The sequence below is a fragment of the Microbispora sp. H10885 genome (assembly GCF_014161415.1).
GTDB lineage: Bacteria > Actinomycetota > Actinomycetes > Streptosporangiales > Streptosporangiaceae > Microbispora > Microbispora triticiradicis.
On the sequence record NZ_JABBWY010000001.1, the window covers coordinates 58,764 to 79,822 of the forward strand.

A 21,059-nucleotide genomic window follows, 5' to 3' on the forward strand; every position below is an offset into this window, starting at 1 on the left:
TAGGACAAACATCACGCTAAGTGAGAGACATGTGCGGCTCGGCGCAGAAGGCCACGCCGTCCCCGCCGATGTGCACCCGCCCCTCGGAGGCGGGGACGAAGACGGACTCCCCGGGACGCAGCTTGACCTCGCCACCCCCAGTGGCGCCCCCGGTCGTGCCCACGTTCACGACGCCTTCGACGCACAGCACGATCCGGGGGGCCGCGTCGACGAGCGCTCCGGCCGCGCCGGGCGCGATCCTGCGGAGCAGGAACTCCGGCACCGGCGGCACGTACGCGCCGTCGTCCGGTTCCACCACCACGGGCTGCGCCACGGGGTCGGTGATCCGCAGCAGTTCCTCCACGTCGATGTGCTTTCCGGTGAGGCCCGCCCGCAGCACGTTGTCGGAGCACGCCATGACCTCCACGGCGAAGCCGTCGAGATAGCAGTGCGGCACCCCGGCCCCGAGGAACAACGCCTCCCCGGGGGCCAGCGTGTGCCGCCGCATCAGCAGCGGCGCCAGCACGGCCGGGTCCTCCGGATACCGCCGGGCCAGCCGCGTGACGAGCGCGTAGTCGGGCGCGTGGACCGACGAGGCCGCCCACACCACCGACTCGACCAGCTTCCGGCGGGAGCCCGGCCACTCCAGCAGCGTGCGCAGCGCGCCGAGCACGTCGCCGTCGCCCAGAGCCTGCACCACCGGCCGCAGCGGCTCGACGTGCAGCCGGTCGATCAGCATCGCCGACTGCTCGGCGGGCCGGAACCCAGCCAGCCCGGTGAACGGCGTGAGCGCGCAGACCAGCTCGGGCTTGTGCCACGGGTCGGTGTAGTTCGCGTCGCCCCGCGCGTGGCCGGCCGCGGCCTGCTCGGCGTCCGGATGCACCTGCAGCGACAGCGGCCGCTCCACCGCGATCAGCTTCAGCAGGTACGGCAGCCGCCCGCCGAACCGCTCCGCGACCGTCTCGCCGAGCGTCCCGGCCGGGTCTGCGGCGATCACGTCGGTGAGCGTCGTCTCGGCTCCGTCCCTGGTCAGCCGGGAGGGGGCGGCGGGGTGGGCGCCGAGCCACATCTCCGCCTCGGGTCCGGCGGCAGTGCGGCCGGTGAGGGCGGCGATGGCCGTCCTGGAACCCCAGGGGTAGTCCTTGATGGGGTTGGTGAGCAGGTCCACGTGCGTCCTCTCGCATGCGGCGGGGGAAGAGCGAGCGCGGTCCGAGACTAACGGGATTCGTTGACACACCGGAGCACCGGGTGCCGGACCAGCGCGCCGGGGTCGGGAGCGCCGCCGGTGACGTGGAAGACCGCCGTCTCGCCCGGCAGCAGCGTGACGAGCTGGTCGTCCACCGTCGCCCGGGGATCGAGCCGGTCGGGGAAGATCGCGAGCTCGCGCACCAGCGTCCGCGCGGTCACGATCACCCGCAGGCCGCCCTCGGTCTCCTCGACCACCGTGTCCATCTTGGCCGGGGGATAGTCCATCGCCGGGTCCTCGCGCGGGAACCACAGCGCGCGGGCGTCGCCGAGGGTCGCCACCAGCACCTCCCCCGCCGGGTTCCCGGCCCGCGCCACCGCCTCGGGCAGGTCCACGGACGCCGTGCCGCGCGCCGGGACCGAGACGTCGAAGCGTTCCTTGGCCAGGATCTCGCCCGCCAGGCTGAGCCGTTCGACGGCGAGCTCACCCGACCACGCCTCGCCGGCGTCGTTCACCACCGCCAGCGCGTCCCCCTGGAAGGTGAGCAGCCGGTCGGCGAAGGCCCGGCGCAGCGCGTACCACAGCGGCTTGCGCCGCCCGCCGCCGTCCACGGCGGCCCAGGAGGTGACCGGCCAGCAGTCGTTGAGCTGCCACACGATCGTGCCCATGCAGTACGGCGCGAGCGCCCGGAACCGCTCGATCCCGAAGGCCATCGCCCTGGCCTGGTTGAGCTGGGTGTAGTAGTGCCAGTCGTCGAAGCCGTCCGGCCGGGGCAGGTGCTCGCCGAGGCCGCGCAGCAGCTTGAGGCCGCCGTCGACGGCCTTCTGGTGGTGCGCGACCCCCGGGGACGACGGCGTCAGCGGGTCGTCGGAGACCGCGGCGCGCAGCGTGGCGTACGCCGGCGGGCCCTGGAAGCCGAACTCTGCCACGAACCTCGGCGTGTAGGTCGCGTAGTGGTGGTAGTCGTGGGTGTTCCAGACGGTCCAGATGTGGACGGTGCCCCGGGACGGGTCGTTGGGCGGCAGGTCGGGGGAGCCGGAGTAGGGGCTGCCCGGCCAGTACGGCCGGTCCGGGTCGAGCTCGGCGACGATCCGGGGCAGCAGGTCGTAGTAGAAGCCGCCGCCCCAGCCTCGGCCCTCCAGCTTCTCCTGCCATCCCCAGTCGGCGTGGCCCTCGATGTTCTCGTTGTTGCCGCACCACAGCACGAGGCTCGGGTGGCGGGTCAGGCGGGCGACGTGCTCCCGGGCCTCGGCCTCGACCTCCGCCGCGAACGGCCCCTCCTCGGGGTAGGCCGCGCAGGCGAACGGGAAGTCCTGCCAGACCAGCAGGCCCATCTCGTCGGCGAGGTTGTAGAAGTCGTCGCTCTCGTACATCCCGCCGCCCCACACCCGCAGGCAGTTGGCGCCCGCTCCGGCCGCCTGGGCGAACCGCTCGGCCAGGCGGTCACGGGTGATCCGGCTGGGGAAGCAGTCGTCGGGGATCCAGTTGAACCCCTTCACGAAGACCGGCACACCGTTGACCACGACCGTGAACGCGTCGCCGGTGCGGTCGAGCTCGACCGACCGGAATCCGATCCGGCCCCTCCACTCGTGCTCCCGTTCGCCGTCCTCCAGGCGTACGACCAGGTCGTACAGGGGCTGCTCGCCGTACCCGCGCGGCCACCAGAGGCCGGGGTCCGGCACGGTCAGCGTGACGACGGACCGGCGCGCCCCGGCCGCGACGGTCACGGTCTCGGTGACCCCTCCCACCGTGGCCGTGAGGGTGAGCGGGCGCTCGGCGGCGCGCTCGACCGTCACGTGCACCTCGACGGTGCCGTCCCCGGACACCAGGGGACGCACCTCGGCCAGGCGGGCGGTGCTCCAGGTCTCGATGCCGATGGGCCGCCAGATCCCGGCGGTGACCAGCGTCGGTCCCCAGTCCCAGCCGAAGTTGCAGGCCATCTTGCGGATGAACTGGTACGGCTCGTCGTACGCGCCGGGCCGGTCGCCGAGCGCCGCCTTCTGCGCCTCCGCGTACCCGTACGGCGGGTCGAACAGGATCCGCAGCGTGTTGTCGCCCGCCTGCAGGAGGTGCCGCACCGGGAAGCGGTACGACCGGTGCATGTTGGCCGTCCGGCCGATCTCGACACCGTTGAGCACGAGCGTGGCGACCGTGTCGAGCCCGGCGCAGACCAGGTCGGCCCGGTCGTCGCCGGTGCCGTCCTCGGCTGGCTCCCAGGTGAAGGTGGTCTCGTAGGCCCACGCCGTACGGCCGATCCAGGTGAGCCCTTCCTCGTTGTCGTCCAGGTAGGGGTCCTCGATCAGCCCGGCGGCGAGGAGATCGGTGTGGACGCAGCCGGGAACGGACGCGGGCAGTCCCGCGACCACGGGCCGGAGCTGCCCGGTCGACGACACGGCGGTGACGGTCCACCCGTCGCGCAGGGGACGGTACGAGCTCACGCTCTCTCCTTCGTCTTCTTCTCCTCAGGCGCGGCTCCCGCGCAGCCGGAGCAGGCCACGAAGTGCCCGTCCGCCACCTCGGCCAGCCCGGGACGGGTCCGGCTCCCCTGCGCCGCCTCGTGATACGCGCACGGCAGGTCCTCCGCCGTGCCGTCTACTGGGGCGTCCGTCCACTTGGTGTGCAGGCGCGGGACCGCGGCCAGCAGCGAGCGCGTGTACGGATGCCTCGGGTCCCCGAACACGAGGGGGGTCGGGCCCATCTCGGCGATCCTCCCGTCCCGCAGCACCACGGTCCGGTCGCTGACGTAGTTGCCGAGCGACAGGTCGTGCGTGACGAACAGGATGCCGAGGCCCCGTGCCCGCAGGTCGGCGAGCAGGTTGAGCACGTCGATCCGGGTGGACGCGTCGAGCATGCTGATGATCTCGTCGGCGACCAGCAGCCGGATGTCGAGCAGCACGGCCCGGGCGATCAGCATGCGCTGGAGCTGGCCGCCGCTGAGCTGGTGGGGATACTTGCCGAGGACGTTGCCGGGATCGAGCCGCACGCTCTCCAGCGCGTCCTCCACCCGCCCCCGCCACTCACGGGCGCCCACCCCGGGGAAGTACTGCTCCTTGATCAAGGCGAAGACCCGGTCGGCCCGGAAGATGGGGTTGAAGCAGCTGAAGGGGTCCTGGAAGACGCCCTGCACCTGCCGGTAGTACTCCTTGCGGTCCCTGATCGAGGAGATGTCCCGGCCGTCCAGGCTGATCGTGCCGCCGCTGACCTGGGTGAGGCGCAGGACCATCCGGCCGATCGTGCTCTTGCCGCTGCCGCTCTCGCCGATGAGCGAGACCACCTCTCCCTCGCCGACCTCGAAGCCGACGCCGGAGACGGCCGTCAGCGCGCGCCCGCCGAACGCGCCGACGCGGTAGACCTTGGAGACGCCATCCAGTTTCAGCATTCACTCGGCCTTCCAGCAGGCGACGAGGTGGCCGGGGGCCACCTCCGCGAACGGCGGCTGCTCGGCGCACTGCTCGAACGCCACCGGGCAGCGGTCCCGGAACCGGCATCCCCCGGGCGGGTTCAGCAGGGACGGCGGGTTGCCGGGGATCCCGGCCAGCCGCCGGTCCTCGTAGCGCACCCCCACCTCCGGCAGCGCGGAGATGAGCTGCCGGGTGTACGGATGCCTCGGCGCGGTGACGAGCACCTCGGCCGGAGCCTTCTCGGCCAGCCGCCCCGCGTACATCACGAGGATCGTGTCGGCGATCTGGTACACGAGCGAGATGTCGTGGGTGACGACCATCATGCTGGTCACCAGCCCGTGGTCGCGGAACCCGAGCAGCGTCGTGGCCACGGCCTTCTGACTCGACACGTCGAGCGCGGAGGTGACCTCGTCGGCGATCAGCAGCGAGGGGTTCAGCAGCGTGGAGACCACCATGACCACCCGCTGCTTCATGCCGCCGGACAGCTCGATCGGGTAGCGCCCGAGCACGTCCTTCGACAGGCCGACCAGCTCCAGCCGGCGCTCCAGCTCGGCGGTGCCGCCGGGCACGCCCCGCGCCGCCAGCAGCTCGCCGACCATCTTCCCGATCTTCCTGGTCGGGTTGAGCGCGCTCATCGAGTACTGCGGGATGAGCGACACCTCACGGAAGCGGAACTCGTCCATCGCCCGGTCGTCGGCGATCGGCAGCGTCCTGCCGTCCAGCTCGACCGTGCCGCCGGCGTGGCGCATGCGGCCGTCCAGCCGGATCAGGCTCTTGGCGAGCGTGGACTTTCCCGAGCCCGACTCCCCGGCGAGGCCCATGATCTCGCCGTCCGCGACGGAGAACGTGACGCCGTCGAGCGCCTTCACCTCGCCGCGCAGCGTCCGGTAGTAGACCCGGAGGTCGGTGACACTCAGCGCCACGTCACATCTCCCTCAGCTTCGGGTTGAACACCTCGTCCAGCCCGACGTTCATGACGTAGAGCGCGCCGACGATCGCCGTGATGCCGGCCCCCGGCGGGACGAACCACCACCACATGCCGAGCTGGAGGGCGCTCCACCGGGCCGCGTTGTTGAGCATCAGCCCGAGGGAGACCGAGTCGGTCGGGCCGAGCCCGATGAAGTCGAGCGAGGCCGCGATCAGGATCGCGCTGCCGAACAGCAGGATGAACGTCAGGAACAGGTACGAGCTCATGTTCGGCGCGATCTCCCGAAGAATGATCTTCGGGGTGCGCACCCCGCTCAGCCGGGCCAGGTCCACGAAGTCGCGCGAGCGCAGCGAGAACGTCTGCGCCCTGATCGCCCGCGCGGCCCACGGCCAGGAGGTCAGCCCGATGAAGAGCGCCTGCACGCCGACGCTGCGCACCCCGAGGTACGCGTTGACGATCAGCAGCACCACCAGCGCGGGCAGCACGAGCACGATGTTGGTGACCATGGTGAGCAGTTCGTCGACCCACCCGCCGCGGTAGCCCGCGACGAAACCCACGACCATGCCGACGACCGACGCCAGCACGCCGCCGAGCACGCCCACCAGGAACGTCGACCGCAGGCCGTACAGGAACTGGGCGAAGACGTCCTGGCCGAACGTCGTGGTGCCGAACCAGAACTCCCCCGACGGCGGCGCCATGGCGGGCCCGACGTAGTCGGCGGGCTTGTGGTCGATCGTCATCGGCCCGACCACCCCGGCCACGAGGAAGACGGCGACGACGACCGTGCCGACGACCAGCTTGCGGTTGCGCAGCGCGAAGTGCAGCGCCTCGTTTCTCACGCCGCTCCTCCCATCCCCGTGCGGGTACGCGGATCCACCAGGACGTACGCGATGTCGATGACGAAGTTGGCGATCAGCACGCCGACGACGACGAACAGGAAGGTCCCCTGCAGCAGGAAGAAGTCCTGGTTCTGGATCGCCTGGAGGATCAGGTGGCCGAGCCCGGGATAGCTGAAGACGATCTCGGTCACCAGCGCGCCCGCCACGAGCACGCCGAGTTGCAGGGCGAGGCCGGTCACCTGGGGCAGGATCGCGTTCCTGAAGGCGTAGCGCCGCACCAGCCGCATCGGCGCGCCGAGCGCCCGCAGGTAGTTGACGTAGTCCGCCTCCAGCTCATAGATGATCATGTTGCGCATGCCGATCGCCCAGCCGCCGAACGCGACCAGGAACAGCGAGGCGAACGGGAGGAACCAGTGCTGGGCGAGGCTGCCCAGAAACTCCCCCGACCAGGACGGCTGGAGGTCGTAGCCGTACGCCCCGGCGACCGGGAAGATCCCCGCGATGATGCCGAACGCCCAGGCCAGCAGGATCGCCAGCCACATGTACGGCGTGGCGGTCAGCACGTAGCCGAGCGGCAGCACCGTGTTGTCCAGCCACTTGCGCCGCGCCGCGAACGCGCCGAACCGGTTGCCGGCGACCCAGCTCAGCAGGATGGACGGGATCAGCAGGCCCAGCGTGTACGGCACGGCCCGGACGATCACGTCCGTGACCGGCGTCGGGAACAGCCAGATGCTGATGCCGAGGTCACCCCGTAACAGCGAGCCCCAGAAGTTGAGGTACTGCCGCCACAGCGGCAGGTCGAAGCCGAACATCGCGGTGTAGTGGGCGCGCATGGCCTCGACGGCCGCCGGCTGCGCGACGTTGGCCCGCGAGAGCATGCTCTGCACGGGGTCGCCCGGCATGAACCGGGGGATCATCCAGTTGACGGTCACGGCCACGAAGAACGTCAGGCCGTAGACGAGAAGCTTTCTGCCGAAGTAGCGGCGCACGTCGACCTCCCGGTCGCGGAACGGCGCCCCCCTCCCAGCGGGGGAAGGGGGCGCGAAAAGATCAGCCGCCGGAGGCCGGCTGGAGTTCGGTGAGCATGAGCGTGCCGCCCATCTCCAGCCAGTTGCGCCACACCGTCGGCGGGTACTTCGGCGTGCCCTGCGCACTGGTCGGCCAGTTCTTCCAGACCGAGTTGGTGGTCTGCGACCACAGGCCGTTGTACCAGAGGGGGATGACGGGCATGTCGTCCAGCTGGATCTTCTGCAGCTCCGAGGTGATCTTCTTCATGCCCTCCAGGTCCTCGGGCTTGACCTGGTCGAGCTGCTGGGTGAGCTCCCACGCCCGCTTGTTCTCGTACCGGCCGTAGTTCGTCGTGGTCTGCAGCTTCTGCACCGGCAGGCGGAACAGATAGTCGTAGTACAGCCAGGGGGTGTTCGCGAGCTGCTTGTCGTTGTTGATGACCATGTCGTACTTGCCGGAGTTGCGAATGTCGACGAGCGCGTTGTAGTCGGGGAAGTCGGCCTCGACGTCGATGCCGGCCGCCTTGGCGCTGGAGCTGATGACCCGGGCGGCCTCCATCCAGTCGGTCCACCCGGCGGGCACGATGAGCTTCAGCGAGATCTTGGCGCCGTTCGGCGACTCCACCAGCCCGTCGCCGTTGCGGTCCTTGTACCCGGCGTCGGCCAGCAACTGCTTGGCCTTGTCGGGGTTGTAGGAGAAGCCCATCTGGGAGGTGACGTTCTTGTCGATGTACTTGTCCCACTGCGGCAGCAGGCCGGTCGGGTCGGAGGCCTTGACCAGGTTGCCGTAGACGCCCTCGACGATCTTCTTGGTGTCGATCGAGTAGGCGACCGCCCTGCGGAACTCCTTGTCGTCCATCGGCTTCTTGGTGGTGTTGAACCACAGCCACGCCGTGTTCGCCGACAGCATGTACGGCGGCTGGTCGTAGTAGGTCTTGATGCCGAAGTTGCCCTTGACCAGATTCGCGATGCCCGGCAGGAAGTTCACGCTGAGGTCGAGGCCCTTCTGCAGCAGCAGGCCCATCGCGACCTCGTTGCTGGAGTTGACGATGTCGACGACGTACTTCGGCTTGACGTCCTTGTTCAGCGCCTTGGTCGCCCACCATCCGTCGCGCTTGACCCAGACCATGCGGTCCTGGTCGTGCGACTGGTAGGCGTACGGCCCGGTGCCGATGGGCTTCTCGTTGATCCCGTTCATCACCTCGTCCTCCGACCTGCTCTCCCACAGGTGCTTGGGGACGATGGCCCGGCTGTAGAGGTGGTTGGCCCACTCCTGGTGGTTGGCCGTGGTGAAGGTGAACTTCACCGTGTAGTCGTCGACCTTGTCGGCGGACTTCATCCACGACCACAGCGGGTGGTAGGGAACGGTCTCGAACTTGCCGAGCTCGAAGGTGAAGATGACGTCGTCGGCGGTGAAGGGCTTGCCGTCCGACCAGGTGATGCCCTTACGCAGCTTGAGCGTGTACTCCAGGCCGCCGGTCCAGTCGCCGCTCTCGGCCAGCCAGGGCGAGAACTTGTCGGTGTTCGGGTCGTACATGAACAGCGTCTCGTAGACCAGGCCCTTGGTGCCGGTGGCGAAGTCCCACTCGCGCAGGGGGTTCCAGTTCGCCGGAGGACCCCACTGGGTGCCGCTGGTGTAGAGGGTCTGGTTGCGGGGGAAGGCTCCACCACCGCTGCCGCCCGCCGCCGGGGCGGCCGCTCCTCCCGCGGCCCCTCCCGTCGCGCCGCCCGGGGCCGTCGACCCGCCGCTCGAGCAGGCCGCGCCTAATAAGCCGGTCACCAGCACCGGTACAAGAAACCGCGCTCGGTTTCGCATGGTGTCTCTCCTTCCCCCACGCGACGCCGCGCGGGGTCTGCATCCAGGCCCCGATGTTGCTACGGCTCGTTACTGCTGAACCGGATAAGTGCCGAAACCGTAAAATCCGGGCGTCGGTGGTGTCAATAGGAAGAAGATGGAGGCAAAGTAACGGTAGTAAGCTGACAGCCACTGGACCGGTTCAGCCCGAGGGGACACGTGAGAAGACCGACCATCGCGGACATCGCACGCCAGGCGGGAGTCTCCAAGGGGGCGGTCTCGTACGCCCTGAACGGCCAGCCGGGCGTGTCGGAGGCCACCAGGGCGCGCATCCTGGCCATCGCCGACGAGATCGGCTGGCGGCCGAACATCGCCGCCCGCGCGCTCAACGGCGCCCGCGCGCACGCGGTGGGCCTCGCCCTGTGCCGGCCCGCCCGCTTCCTCGGCGTCGAGCCGTTCTTCATGGAGCTGATCAGCGGCATCGAGGCCGAGCTCTCGGCCCGTTCGTACGCGTTACTGCTCCAGGTGGTCGGCGACCACGAGACGGAGATGGGCGTCTACCGCCGCTGGTGGGGAGAGGGCCGGGTGGACGGCGCGATCCTCGTCGACCTCCACCTCGACGACCCCCGGGTGCCGGAGATCGAGGAGATGGGCATGCCCGTCGTCGTGATCGGGCACCCCTCGGCCGCCGGGTCGCTCCTGCCGGTCTGGGCCGACGACGGCGCGGCCGTACGGGAGACGGTGGAGTATCTCGCCGCGCTCGGGCACCGGCGCATCGCCCGCGTCGCCGGTCTGCCGCGGCTCGTCCACACCGTCATCCGCGACCGCGCGTTCACCGACGTCTGCGCGGGCCTCGGCCTCGACGTCTGCCCCACCGTGCACACCGACTACACCGGCGAGGAGGGGGCCCGGGCGACCCGCCGGCTGCTCAGCTCGCCCGACCGCCCCACCGCGATCGTCTACGACAACGACATCATGGCCGTGGCCGGTCTGTCCGTCTCCCAGGAGATGCGGCTCGACGTGCCCGCCGACCTGTCCATCGTCGCCTGGGACGACTCCCCGCTCTGCCAGGTCGTCCGGCCGCCGCTGACCGTGGTCGCCCGCGACATCCCGGCGTACGGCGGGCACGCGGCGCAGCGGCTGCTGTCGCTGATCGACGGCGCGGACACCAGGCAGCTGGAGGACGAGCCCCCGCGCCTCACCACCCGGGGCAGCACGGCCCCGCCCGCCTGACGGTTCACGCATTTGGAAGGTGGCGTTCAGGGAAGATCGCTACACTTGGCCCCGTTTGCCGTAGCCGGCTCTCGACCAGGCGGGAAGCCCTGGTCCGACCCCCAGGAGCACGACAGTGGGTCACGTCGACGTCCGTCCCGCCCCCCCGGCGGAGGACCTCCCGGCGCCACCTCCCCGGACGCCGCCGAAGTGGCGGGCCTGGCTGTGGGTGGGCCTTTCGGGCGTGCTGGGCGTGCTGATCGGCGCCGTCACGGCCACCGCCGGTCAGTACGTCAAGCTGACCGGCAACGTCCGGCACGAGGCGGTGACCAAGCAGGACCTCGGCGACGCGCGACCCCAGAAGATCAGCAAAGCGCTCAACGTGCTGATCGTCGGCTCCGACCAGCGTGACGGCGCGAACGCCAGATACGGCCGGTTCCCGGGCGAGCGCACGGACACGATCATCCTGGCGCACATCTCCCCGAACCGGGACGGCGCGGTCCTGATCAGCTTCCCCCGCGACTCGCTCGTCCAGTTACCGGCGTGTCCCGCCAAGGGCGACCGGCTCCCGGGCCAGCGGCCACACGTCGGGATGATCAACGAGTCGTTCAACTCCGGCGGCATCGGCTGCACCTGGAGGACGATCGAACAGCTGACCCGGATCCGCATCGACCACTTCGTGAAGGTCGACTTCACCGGCTTCAAGGCGATGGTGAACGCGCTGGGCGGCGTGCCGGTCTGCCTGCCGCAGCCCGTCCACGACAAGAAGGCGCTGCTCACCCTGCCCGCCGGCAGGCAGGTGCTCAAGGGCGAGCAGGCCCTCGGGTACGTCCGCGCCCGCTACTCGCTCGGCGACGGCTCCGACATCGGCCGGATCCAGCGGCAGCAGATGTTCCTCGCCTCGATGGCCAAGAAGGCGATGAGCGGCGAGACGCTGATCGACCCCGCGACGCTGTTCGGGTTCCTCGACGCCGTGACCAAGGCGATCACCACCGACCCCGACCTCACGATCGGCGTGATGAAGGACCTCGCGGTGAGCGCGAAGGGCCTGACGGCCGGGCAGATCCGCTTCGTCACCACCCCCTGGCGCTACTCGGTCACCAGCCCCGGCCGGGTCGAGTGGGTGCAGCCCCAGGCCAGGCGCCTGTTCACCATGGTCGCCGCCGACCAGATCGCCAAGAACGTGCGCAGCGGCGAGCAGAAGATCCCCAAGTCGCAGATCCACATCCTGGTGCGCAACGGCAGCGGCAGGCAGGGCCTCGGCACCGAGGTGGCCGCCGAACTGGAGCAGCGCGGCTACCACATCGTGAAGGTCGAGCAGGCGCCCAGGCCGTACGCGAAGACCACCGTGGCCTACTCCGCCAACGGCGAGGGCCGGGCGTCGCGGTTGTACCGCGAACTCAAGAAGACGCGGTCCCACCTGGTCCGCACGTCCACCACGCAGGCCCTCGTGCTGGGGATCGGCGCCGACTGGCAGGGGATGAAGCCCCCCAAGACGCTCGACGACGTGGAGGGCTTCGACGCGACCCAGGACAGCTGCACGGCGTCCTGATCCAACGGCGTCCTGAGCTAGAACAATATGTCCAGCAGGCCTCCGCCGCGGCGGGGCGCCTCCTGGGTGGGGGCGGGCGCGGGAGCGGTGGTGGGCTCGGCCGTCGGCTCTGTCGTGGGTGCGACGGTCGTCGGCGCCTCGGTCGGCTCGTCCACCGGCACCGGAGCCTGTGACCGCACCGGGCCGCGCGACCGGGCCGGACGCGGAGAGGTGGTGGCTCGGCGCCCGGAATCCTGGTCGCGGGCCGATGTGTCACGGGACGGCGCCGCGGTGGCCGGTCCGGGGGTGGGCGCGGTGGTGGGTGCGGTCGTCGGCCCGCCGGACGAGGGATCGCCGTCACCCGGCCCGGGCTCGGCGAGCGCCGCGTCGTCGCCGGAGGCACTGTCCGGAGCCGGCGTCGGGGACGTCGCGGGTGCGCCGGCCGCGCAGCCCGCGCCTCCCGCACTACAGGGCGGGTCGGCCGGGCTGCCCACCCACAGGGCGAGGGCCCAGATCGCGGCGACGACGCCGACACCGATCAGGCCGGCCCGCAGCAGCATGCCGCCGCGCCGCGACTCCTCCTCGTTCCCATAGGCGTCCTCCTCGGAGTCCTCGGGATCGGGCGCGCTGCGCCAGCCCGAGCCCAGGAAGCCGCGGGGCTCGCTGCCCGAGGACTCCAGGACGACGGTCGCGGGCCTTTCCGCGGGCTTTTCGGTCTCCGGACGCCAGCCCTCCGCCAGCACGTCGCCGTGATCGGCCTGTTCGCCCTGTGCGGTCTGTCCCTCTGTCCGCCCCCGTGTCTGCCCCTGTGTCTGCCCCTGTGCGGCGGCGAGGGCCGCTTCGTCGTGCTCCTCCGACCAGAACCGGTCTCCCTCGGCGTCGTGCCGGGCCTCGCCCGCGATGTACGGCCGTACCAGCGGGCCGGTCTGCTCGTGGGCGTCCTCGCCCTCGGCCGGGTCGTGCATGAGGGTCCTTCCGTACGTCATAGGTGAGCTGAGGGGATCAGGTCCTGTCCCCCAGCGAACGTTCCTAGCACCTCTCGACACCACTTGTCCGGAAATTTCACAGCAATCACTGGAATCTCTGCCGTCACTCCAACTCCAAACCCAGCAAACCCATCGGAGTTGACGGAATCTCTGGAACGGTCTTTAATATCGACTAAACCGACTGACATGGTAGGAATAGAGGGCAAGGCATGAAAGTGCGCAGGCTCGGGGCCATCGCAGCCGCCGTCGTGGCGACGTCCACCCTGGTCACCGCCTGCGGGGGAGGCGACAACGCCGGCGGGGGCGACGGCGGAGGCAAGGTCCAGTTGGCGCTGGTCGCCTACTCCACCCCCCAGGCGGCGTTCAAGGACATCATCGCGGCGTTCCAGAAGACGCCCGAGGGCAAGAACATCACCTTCACCCAGTCGTTCGGCGCGTCCGGCGACCAGAGCCGGGCCGTGGCCAACGGCCTCAAGGCGGACATCGTCGAGTTCTCCCTGGAGACCGACATCACCCGGCTCGTGAAGGCCGGCATCGTCGCGGCGGACTGGAACTCCGGCCCCACCGCCGGACCCAGCAAGGGCATCCTGACCAGGTCCGTCGTCGTGATCGGCACCCGCAAGGGCAACCCGAAGGGTCTGAAGACCTGGGACGACCTGATCAAGCCGGGAGTCGAGGTCATCACCCCGAACCCCTTCACCTCCGGCGGAGCCCGCTGGAACCTGCTCGCGGGCTACGGCGCGAAGTCGGACAAGGGCGCCGACCAGGCCGCCGGGCTCACCTATCTCGACTCGCTGCTCAAGAACGTGCCGGTCCAGGACGACAGCGGCCGCAAGTCGCTGCAGACCTTCACCGGCGGCAAGGGCGACGCGATCCTCACGTACGAGAACGAGGCGATCTTCGCCCGGCAGAACGGCCAGGAGCTCGACTACACGGTTCCCGACGCCACGCTCCTCATCGAGAACCCGGTCGCCGTGACGAAGAACAGCGCGCACCCCGCGGAGGCCGCGGCCTTCCTCAAGTACCTCTACTCGGTCGAGGCGCAGACGATCTTCGCGAAGAACGGCTACCGCCCGGTCGCCGACGGGGTGACCGGCTTCGACTGGCCCACCCCGCCGCAGCTGTTCACCATCCAGGACCTCGGCGGCTGGGACAAGATCACCACCGAGTTCTTCGACTCCAAGACCGGCAAGGTCGCGGACATCGAGCGCAAGCTCGGCGTGGCCACCGAGAAGTGAGCACCGTGAAGTGAGTGCAGCGAAAGTGAGCACTGGGAAATGAGCGTCGACGCCGCTGTAGGAGTGCGGCCGTCCCGGCGTCTGGCCGGCGGCACCGCCGCCGGCCTCGGGACCGCGGTGCTCTACCTGAGCCTGATCGTGCTGATCCCGCTGGCCGCCGTGGTGTGGCGGTCGGCCGACGAGGGCCCCGGCTACTTTTGGCGCTCGGTCACCACCCCCGACGCCTGGGCGGCGCTCACCCTGACGATCGGCGCGTCCGCCCTCGTGGCCGTGGTCAACCTGGTCATGGGCACGCTCATCGCCTGGGTGCTGGTCCGCGACCGCTTCCCGGGCAGGGCGGTCCTCGACACGATCATCGACCTGCCGTTCGCGCTGCCGACGATCGTGGCCGGTCTCGTCCTGCTCGCGTTGTACGGCCCGCAGTCCCCGCTCGGGATCAACCTGGCCTACAGCAGGGCCGGCGTCGTGCTGGCGCTGATGTTCGTCACGCTGCCGTTCGTCGTCCGTACGGTGCAGCCGGTCCTGCTGGAACTGGACGGGGAGATGGAGCAGGCCGCGGCGTCCCTCGGCGCCCGGCCGTTCCAGACCTTCCGCCGGATCATCCTGCCGAACCTGCTTCCCGCGATGCTGTCAGGCACCGCGCTCGCCTTCACCCGGGCGATCGCGGAGTTCGGCTCGACCGTGCTGATCTCCGGCAACCTGCCGTTCAAGACGCAGGTCGCGGCGGTGAACCTCTTCAGTCAGATCGAGGGCGACAACATGACGGGCGCGGCGGCGATCGCGACGGTCCTGCTCGTGGTGGCCCTGGTCGCGCTGATCGCACTCGACGTCCTGCAGCGATGGGGGAGCCGCCGTGGCTAAGCACGTCCTGCGCCTGACCGCCGTCGTCTACATCCTGTTCCTGCTGGTCCTGCCGGTCGGACTGATCATCTGGCGGACCTTCGGGGACGGGCTCGGCCCGTTCGTCGAAGCCCTGACCTCGCCGTCGGCCGTACACGCCTTCAAGGTGACGATCACGGTCGCCGCCTGGGCGGTCGTGGCCAACACGGTCTTCGGCGTCGGCGCCGCGCTCCTGCTCGTGCGGCACGAGTTCCCCGGCAAACGGCTGCTCGGAGCGTTCATCGACCTGCCGATGGCCGTCTCGCCGGTCGTCGTCGGGCTCGCGCTCATCCTCGTGTACGGCCGGTTCTCCCCCGCGGGCGGCCTGCTGGAGAGCTGGGGCATCCAAGTGATCTTCTCCACTCCCGGCATGGTGCTGGCCACGGTGTTCGTGGCGCTGCCCCTGGTCGTACGGGCCATCGTGCCGGTGCTGGAGGAGCTCGGCGACGAGCAGGAGCAGGCCGCGCACACGCTGGGCGCGAGCCGCCTCCAGTCGTTCGTCCGCATCACGCTCCCCGGCATCCGCTGGGCCCTCGGCTACGGCGTCGTGCTCTGCCTGGCCCGTTCGCTCGGCGAGTACGGCGCGGTCGCGGTGGTCTCGGGCCGCCTCGTGGACCAGACCCAGACGCTGACGCTGTTCGTGGAGGAGCGGTTCCAGAACTTCGACCAGCCGGCCGCGTTCGCCGCCGCCACGGCCCTCGCCCTGATCGCCGTGGTCACCCTGCTGCTCACCAAGCTCCTGCGCCCGAAGGATCTGTCCGATGGCAATTGAGGTACGCGACGTGAACAAGTCGTTCGGGGCCACCCCGGTCCTGCGCGACGTGTCCGTGGACGTCGAGTCGGGGTCGCTCACCGCCCTGCTCGGCCCGAGCGGCGGGGGGAAGTCGACGCTGCTGCGGGTGATCGCCGGACTCGAACGGCCCGACACCGGCACCGTCCGGATCTCCGGCGTCGACGCCACCCGCCTGTCGCCCCAGCGCCGCAACGTCGGCTTCGTGTTCCAGCACTACGCCGCCTTCAAGCACCTGTCGGTCTTCCGCAACGTGGCCTTCGGCCTGGAGATCCGCAAGCGGCCCAAGGACGAGATCCGCAAGCGGGTCATGGAACTGCTGGAGCTGGTCCACCTGGAGAAGCTGGCCGACCGTTACCCGTCGCAGCTCTCCGGCGGCCAGCGTCAGCGCATGGCCCTGGCCCGGGCGCTCGCGGTGGAACCGGAGGTGCTGCTGCTCGACGAGCCGTTCGGCGCCCTCGACGCGCAGGTGCGCAAGGAGTTGCGGGCCTGGCTGCGCCGGCTGCACGACGAGGTGCACGTCACCACCGTCTTCGTCACCCACGACCAGGAGGAGGCCATCGAGGTCGCCGACACGATCGTGGTGCTGGCCAACGGAGAGGTCGTGCAGGCCGGCAGCCCGGGCGAGGTGTACGACAACCCCGCCAACCCATTCGTGATGCGCTTCCTCGGCCCGGTCACCGAGATCGGGGGCAGCCTGGTCCGCCCGCACGACATCGAGATCAGCTCCGGCCCGGTCGAGGGCGGGTCCCCCGCCGTGGTCTCCCGCGTCGTACGGCTCGGCTTCGAGGTACGCGTGGAGGTGAAGATCGGCACGGAGGAGGCGTGGGTCCAGGTGACACGTGAGCAGGCCGACCGGCTCGCGCTGTCGCCCGGCGACACGGTGCACCTCAAGCCCTCTCCCGGGGCCCGGTCCCTGGTCCTCAGTGCCGTGTGAGAAATGCGGCTTTCCGTCAGGACCCAGTACGCCCTGCGCGCCGCCGCCGAACTGGCCGCGGCGGCGCCGGGGCCTGTCCCGGCCGAGCGGATCGCGTCGGCCCAGGGCATTCCCCGGCGTTTCCTCGACAACATCCTGTTGCAGATGCGGCGGGCCGGTCTCATCCACAGCCAGCGGGGACCGGAGGGCGGCTACTGGCTGGCCCGGCCCGCCACGGAGATCACGCTCGCCGACGTCGTGCTCATCGTCGAGGGAGCGCCGCAGGACAACGAGGATTTCCACGGCGTCGCCGGGCCGCTCGCCGACGTCTGGACGGCGCTGCGCGACCACGAGCAGGCGACGCTCACGGAGGTCACCCTCGCCCACATCGCGGCCGGTTCACTTCCGCCCCTCTAATCACCGCTATTCGCCCGGTTAGTTGTGCAAGACTCCGCATTCAAGGTGAAACGTGCCAGGCGTAGAGGGCGGGCGAGATGGGTGCTGCTGGGCGGCTCATCGTCAAGCGATACCGGTTGGTCCGCGCTCTCGGCCGTGGCCGCACCGGGGTCGTCTGGGAGGGGCACGACACCCTGCTCGACCGGCCCGTGGCGGTCCGGGAGGTGCTGCTGCCCCCGGGCCTGGGCGAGACCGCGCGACTGCGGCTCGTCCACAAGATCGCCCGGGAGGCCCGGCAGGCCGAAGGGCTGCGCCATCCGCACATCGCCGCCGTCCACGACGTGGCCGAGGAGGACGGCGCTCCGTACATCGTGATGGAGCTGGTCCGGTCCCGCTCGCTCGACGGGATGGTCGCGGGCGACGGCCCGCTCACGCCCGCGCAGGCCGCGCCGATCGCCCGAAAGGTCCTGTCCGCGCTGGCCCACGCCCACGCGGCCGGCGTACGGCACGGCGACGTCCGGCCGGCCAACGTCCTCGTCGGTCATGACGGCCGGGTGCTGCTCGCCGACTTCGGCGTCTCCATGTTCACCACCGACCCGGCCTTCGCCCGCACCCGCCGCGACCCCGCTGCTGTTCCCACTGCTTTCCCCACTGCTGTGACTGCCGGCCGGGATCCGGAGGACTTCCTCGCTCCGGAACGTTCCGCGGACGACCCCCGCACGATCGCCGCCGACCTGTGGTCGCTGGGCGCCACCCTCCATCTCGCGGTCACCGGCCGGCCGCCGTCGCATCCGCTGGGAGAGGTCCCCGAGGAGCTTCGCGCCGTACTGACCGGGCTCCTCGCCCGGGACCCGCGGCGGCGGATCGACGCGGAGACCGCCGACCGGCTGCTCGCCGAGGCCGAGCCACCGGCTCCCGCTCCCCCCGTACGGCGGAGCCTCGGCCGGGCCCGGCTGGTCGCGGGCGTCACGGCGGCCGTGCTGGTCGCCTGTGCGGTGGGCGGCTGGGCGGTGCTGCGCCCCGGCGTCGAAGGCCGGGCCGCCGCCCCTCCGGCCGCCACCCCTGTCACGACGCCTGCTGCCCCTGCCACTGCCCCGGCCACTGTCCCGGCCTCTGTCACGGCCTCTGCCACCGGACCGGACGCCGTGCCCGTCTCCGGCTCGGCCTCCGCTGCTCCCGCGCCGCGGCTCAAGTTGAAGTGGTACCGCTCGGACGCCGGCTGGCGGGCCGGTGTGCCCCGCGACTGGACCCGCGAGGACCAGCCGTACACCATCGCCTGGCGTGCCCCGGACGACGCGGCGGCGCTCGTCGTCGAGGTGACCGCGCAGAGCGGCACCGATCCCCTCGCGGCGCTCGGCGAGGCCGAGGCCATCTTCCTGCCGACCGCCAAGAGCTACCGCAAGCTCCGGCTCAAGCCCGTGACCAGCCCGTACGGGCCCACCGCCGACTGGGAGTTCACCTGGAAGCCGCGGAAGGCGCCGGCGGGTGACCACCTGGTCAAGGGAGTCGGATACCACCAGTACCGCCGCGTGATCTCGACGGGCACGACGACCAGCGTGCTGACCTGGACCACCCGGGCCTCCGACTGGGACACCCTGCGCCCGACCCTGGTCAAAGTGCTCTCACTCTTCCAGCCGCCCGCCGCGAGCTGAAAATCCCCTCCCCGCCCTCGCGGATGTGCCATGATGAGCCACGACCGAAAGTGACAACGGTTTTCATTTCCTAGTGTGGTTACCGAGCGGGGGGTGACGCCATGAGAGTGGCGTTCGTGGGCAAGGGCGGAAGCGGGAAGACGACCCTGTCGTCGCTGTTCGCGAGGTATGCGACGCGGCGGGGACCGGTCGTCGCGATCGACGCGGACATCAACCAGCATCTCGGTCTGGCCCTCGGCGCTCCCGGGCAGCCTCACCCGCTGGGCGGGATGCTGACCGAGATCAAGGACTACCTGCGGGGCGACAATCCCCGCATCCGTGACGCGGCGTCCATGGTGAAGACGACTCCCCCCGGGCGCGGCTCCCGCCTGGTCCGGCTGGACGACCCGTTCTTCCCGTACAGCCACGTTGACGGCGTCTCGCTCATGGTCACCGGCCCGTTCGGCGAGGACGACCTCGGGGTCGCCTGCTACCACTCCAAAGTCGGCGCGGTGGAGCTCTACCTCAATCACCTGGTCGACGGGCCCGGCGAGTACGTCGTGGTGGACATGACCGCCGGGGCCGACTCCTTCGCCTCTGGGCTCTTCACCCGGTTCGACCTCACCTTCCTGGTCGCCGAACCCACCCGGCAGGGCGTCGGCGTCTACCGGCAGTACCGCGACCACGCGGCCGGATTCGACATCCCGCTGGCCGTCGTGGGCAACAAGATCCACTCTCCGGAGGACGCCGACTTCCTCCGCGAGCAGGTGGGCGACGACCTGCTGACCTGGTTCGGTCACTCCCCCGCCGTCCGCGCGATGGAGCAGGGCCGGCCGTTCACTCTCGGCGACCTGGAGCCCACAGGCCACCATGCACTCGCCACCATGCTCGACCGGCTCGACGCGCAGCCCAAGGACTGGGCGAAGTTCGGCAGGCAGGCGGCCGAGTTCCACACCCGCAACGCCCGCGCGTGGGCGAACCGCGCCACCGGCGAAGACCTGGTCGCGCAGATCGACCCCGAATTCGTGTACGGCCCCGCCGTCACCACCCCCTGAACCTGACCCCGAACTCGTCGAAAGACATCGAGAGGAGAACAGCCATGTCGCTGTCCGTGCCCGACAACCTGCTCGCCCAGGCCCGTGCCGGCGAGGTGGACGACGAGGCCTTCGTGGCCTGCGTCCGCGACTCGCTGCCGTACGCCTGGACGACCATCACCGCGCTGATCGAACAACGGGACCGATCCGGAGCCGACTTCGCCGACAACCAGGTGCCGCCGCCCGACGAGGCCTCCCGCGGACAGTTGCTCCGCTGCCTGGCCAGCGACGCGATGCGCGGCGCCCTCGAAAGGCACTTCGGCGTACGGCTCGCCTTCCAGAACTGCCACCGGGTCGCGGTCTTCGATCCGGCGGCGACCGAGGCCTACGGGGAGTTCGTCACCCCCCGCGCGCAGATCCTGAACCAGAGCCCCGGCCTGGTCGACTGCTGAACACGCCCTACTGCGATCCGCCGTTGACATAGAGGGTCTGCCCCGTGACGTACGACGCGTCGTCGGAGGCGAAGAACGCCACCACCGACGCGATCTCGGTCGGCTGGGCGACCCGCCGCAACGGCACGAACTGCGAGGCGACGGCCTGGTGCTCCTCCGGCGACATGCCGAGCCGCACCGCCGTCGCCTCGGTCATCGGGGTCGCCACGTAACCAGGCGCGACCGCGTTCACGCGGACCCCGAACTGGCCGAGCTCGATCGCGAGGGTCGCGGTCAGCCCCTGGATCCCCGCTTTCGCCGCCGAGTAGTTGGCCTGCCCACGGTTGCCCAGCGCCGACCGGCTCGACAGGTTGACGATGGCCCCCGATCTCCGGTCCACCATGTGTTTCTGCACCGCCCGGCTCATCAGGAACGCGCCCTTCAGATTCACGTCGAGCACCTTGTCCCAGTCGTCCTCCGACATCCGGAACACCAGGTTGTCCCGCGTCAGACCGGCGTTGTTGACCAGCACATCGATACGCCCGAACTCGGCCATCACCCCCGACACGAGGCTCTCCACCTGGGCGCCGTCGGAAACGTCACCGCCGAAGGCGACCGCTCTGCCCCCGGTGACCGCGATCTCGTCCACGATCGTGGCGCAGCGTTCCGCCGTGAGGTCCACGCACGCCACCACCGCACCCTCCGCCGCGAGACGGCGGGCCGTGGCCGCACCGATCCCCCGCGCCGCACCGGTGACCACGGCGTACTTCCCAACGAACCGCTCCATCGCCAACCTCCGCGCCCGTGCCCGATCACAGCAACTTACTTAGCGCTCCCCCACAGGCGCGCTTCAACACAGGCGGGCTTCAACACAGACGCG

General features: G+C 70.4%; 19 protein-coding genes. 10 read left to right on the top strand and 9 right to left on the bottom strand.

Annotated elements, in window-relative coordinates; translation table 11 throughout:
• Window positions 1-16: 16 nt before the first annotated feature.
• The 7 genes from manA to HHX37_RS00310 form a co-directional block, all read right to left on the bottom strand.
• On the bottom strand, window positions 17-1,147 hold the full coding sequence (gene manA / locus HHX37_RS00280; protein WP_182884129.1) for a mannose-6-phosphate isomerase, class I: 1,131 nt from the start codon (window positions 1,145-1,147) through the stop codon (window positions 17-19).
• 47 nt (window positions 1,148-1,194) lie between these two features.
• Window positions 1,195-3,603 (bottom strand): glycoside hydrolase family 2 protein, encoded by a 2,409-nt coding sequence (locus tag HHX37_RS00285; RefSeq protein ID WP_182884130.1) that lies wholly within the window; start codon window positions 3,601-3,603, stop codon window positions 1,195-1,197.
• A complete protein-coding gene (locus tag HHX37_RS00290) occupies window positions 3,600-4,544 on the bottom strand; it encodes an ABC transporter ATP-binding protein (protein WP_182884131.1) in 945 nt (314 codons plus the stop codon). The genes HHX37_RS00285 and HHX37_RS00290 overlap by 4 nt, the downstream gene beginning before the upstream one ends.
• Window positions 4,545-5,489, bottom strand: a complete 945-nt coding sequence (locus HHX37_RS00295; RefSeq protein ID WP_138459846.1) for an ABC transporter ATP-binding protein — start codon at window positions 5,487-5,489, stop codon at window positions 4,545-4,547.
• A gap of 1 nt (window position 5,490) precedes the next feature.
• A complete protein-coding gene (locus tag HHX37_RS00300) occupies window positions 5,491-6,333 on the bottom strand; it encodes an ABC transporter permease (RefSeq protein WP_111697633.1) in 843 nt (280 codons plus the stop codon).
• Window positions 6,330-7,322, bottom strand: coding sequence for an ABC transporter permease (locus HHX37_RS00305; protein ID WP_182873171.1), 993 nt, complete (start codon window positions 7,320-7,322; stop codon window positions 6,330-6,332). The genes HHX37_RS00300 and HHX37_RS00305 overlap by 4 nt, the downstream gene beginning before the upstream one ends.
• Before the next feature lie 61 nt (window positions 7,323-7,383).
• The gene (locus tag HHX37_RS00310) at window positions 7,384-9,120 is read right to left on the bottom strand and encodes an ABC transporter substrate-binding protein (protein WP_310740217.1); all 1,737 of its coding nucleotides are present in this window, start codon (window positions 9,118-9,120) and stop codon (window positions 7,384-7,386) included.
• A gap of 234 nt (window positions 9,121-9,354) precedes the next feature.
• On the opposite strand from HHX37_RS00310, the gene HHX37_RS00315 reads away from it, so the two are divergent.
• The gene (locus tag HHX37_RS00315) at window positions 9,355-10,368 is read left to right on the top strand and encodes a LacI family DNA-binding transcriptional regulator (RefSeq protein WP_182884133.1); all 1,014 of its coding nucleotides are present in this window, start codon (window positions 9,355-9,357) and stop codon (window positions 10,366-10,368) included.
• Between the two features lie 115 nt (window positions 10,369-10,483).
• A complete protein-coding gene (locus HHX37_RS00320; protein ID WP_182882498.1) occupies window positions 10,484-11,899 on the top strand; it encodes an LCP family protein in 1,416 nt (471 codons plus the stop codon).
• Window positions 11,900-11,916: 17 nt separating this feature from the next.
• Here the strand turns inward: HHX37_RS00320 and HHX37_RS00325 are convergent, their stop codons facing one another.
• Window positions 11,917-12,864 carry a hypothetical protein gene (locus tag HHX37_RS00325; protein WP_182884134.1) on the bottom strand — a complete coding sequence of 316 codons (948 nt, stop codon included), beginning with the start codon at window positions 12,862-12,864 and terminating at the stop codon, window positions 11,917-11,919.
• 209 nt (window positions 12,865-13,073) lie between these two features.
• Here HHX37_RS00325 and HHX37_RS00330 point away from each other — a divergent pair, with 209 nt between their 5' ends.
• From HHX37_RS00330 to HHX37_RS00365, 8 genes are all read left to right on the top strand, one after another.
• Complete coding sequence (locus HHX37_RS00330) at window positions 13,074-14,102, top strand: sulfate ABC transporter substrate-binding protein (RefSeq protein WP_182873179.1); 1,029 nt, start codon at window positions 13,074-13,076, stop codon at window positions 14,100-14,102.
• Window positions 14,103-14,141: 39 nt separating this feature from the next.
• On the top strand, window positions 14,142-14,963 hold the full coding sequence (gene cysT / locus HHX37_RS00335; protein WP_111697626.1) for a sulfate ABC transporter permease subunit CysT: 822 nt from the start codon (window positions 14,142-14,144) through the stop codon (window positions 14,961-14,963).
• The gene (locus tag HHX37_RS00340) at window positions 14,956-15,753 is read left to right on the top strand and encodes a sulfate ABC transporter permease (RefSeq protein ID WP_111697625.1); all 798 of its coding nucleotides are present in this window, start codon (window positions 14,956-14,958) and stop codon (window positions 15,751-15,753) included. Before cysT ends, HHX37_RS00340 begins: the two co-directional genes overlap by 8 nt.
• Window positions 15,743-16,708: a sulfate/molybdate ABC transporter ATP-binding protein gene (locus tag HHX37_RS00345; RefSeq protein ID WP_182873180.1), complete on the top strand. Its 966-nt coding sequence runs from the start codon at window positions 15,743-15,745 to the stop codon at window positions 16,706-16,708. The genes HHX37_RS00340 and HHX37_RS00345 overlap by 11 nt, the downstream gene beginning before the upstream one ends.
• Before the next feature lie 3 nt (window positions 16,709-16,711).
• Window positions 16,712-17,104 carry an RrF2 family transcriptional regulator gene (locus HHX37_RS00350; RefSeq protein WP_111697623.1) on the top strand — a complete coding sequence of 131 codons (393 nt, stop codon included), beginning with the start codon at window positions 16,712-16,714 and terminating at the stop codon, window positions 17,102-17,104.
• 77 nt (window positions 17,105-17,181) lie between these two features.
• Window positions 17,182-18,735, top strand: coding sequence for a serine/threonine-protein kinase (locus HHX37_RS00355; RefSeq protein ID WP_182884135.1), 1,554 nt, complete (start codon window positions 17,182-17,184; stop codon window positions 18,733-18,735).
• A 101-nt stretch (window positions 18,736-18,836) separates the two neighbouring features.
• Window positions 18,837-19,769 carry an ATP-binding protein gene (locus tag HHX37_RS00360; RefSeq protein WP_182884136.1) on the top strand — a complete coding sequence of 311 codons (933 nt, stop codon included), beginning with the start codon at window positions 18,837-18,839 and terminating at the stop codon, window positions 19,767-19,769.
• 44 nt (window positions 19,770-19,813) lie between these two features.
• Entirely contained in the window at window positions 19,814-20,200 is a 387-nt protein-coding gene (locus tag HHX37_RS00365) for an SCO5389 family protein (protein WP_182882503.1), read from the top strand.
• Between the two features lie 7 nt (window positions 20,201-20,207).
• Here HHX37_RS00365 and fabG read toward each other — a convergent pair whose 3' ends face one another.
• Window positions 20,208-20,966, bottom strand: coding sequence for a 3-oxoacyl-ACP reductase FabG (fabG, locus tag HHX37_RS00370; RefSeq protein WP_182884137.1), 759 nt, complete (start codon window positions 20,964-20,966; stop codon window positions 20,208-20,210).
• Window positions 20,967-21,059 lie beyond the last annotated feature (93 nt).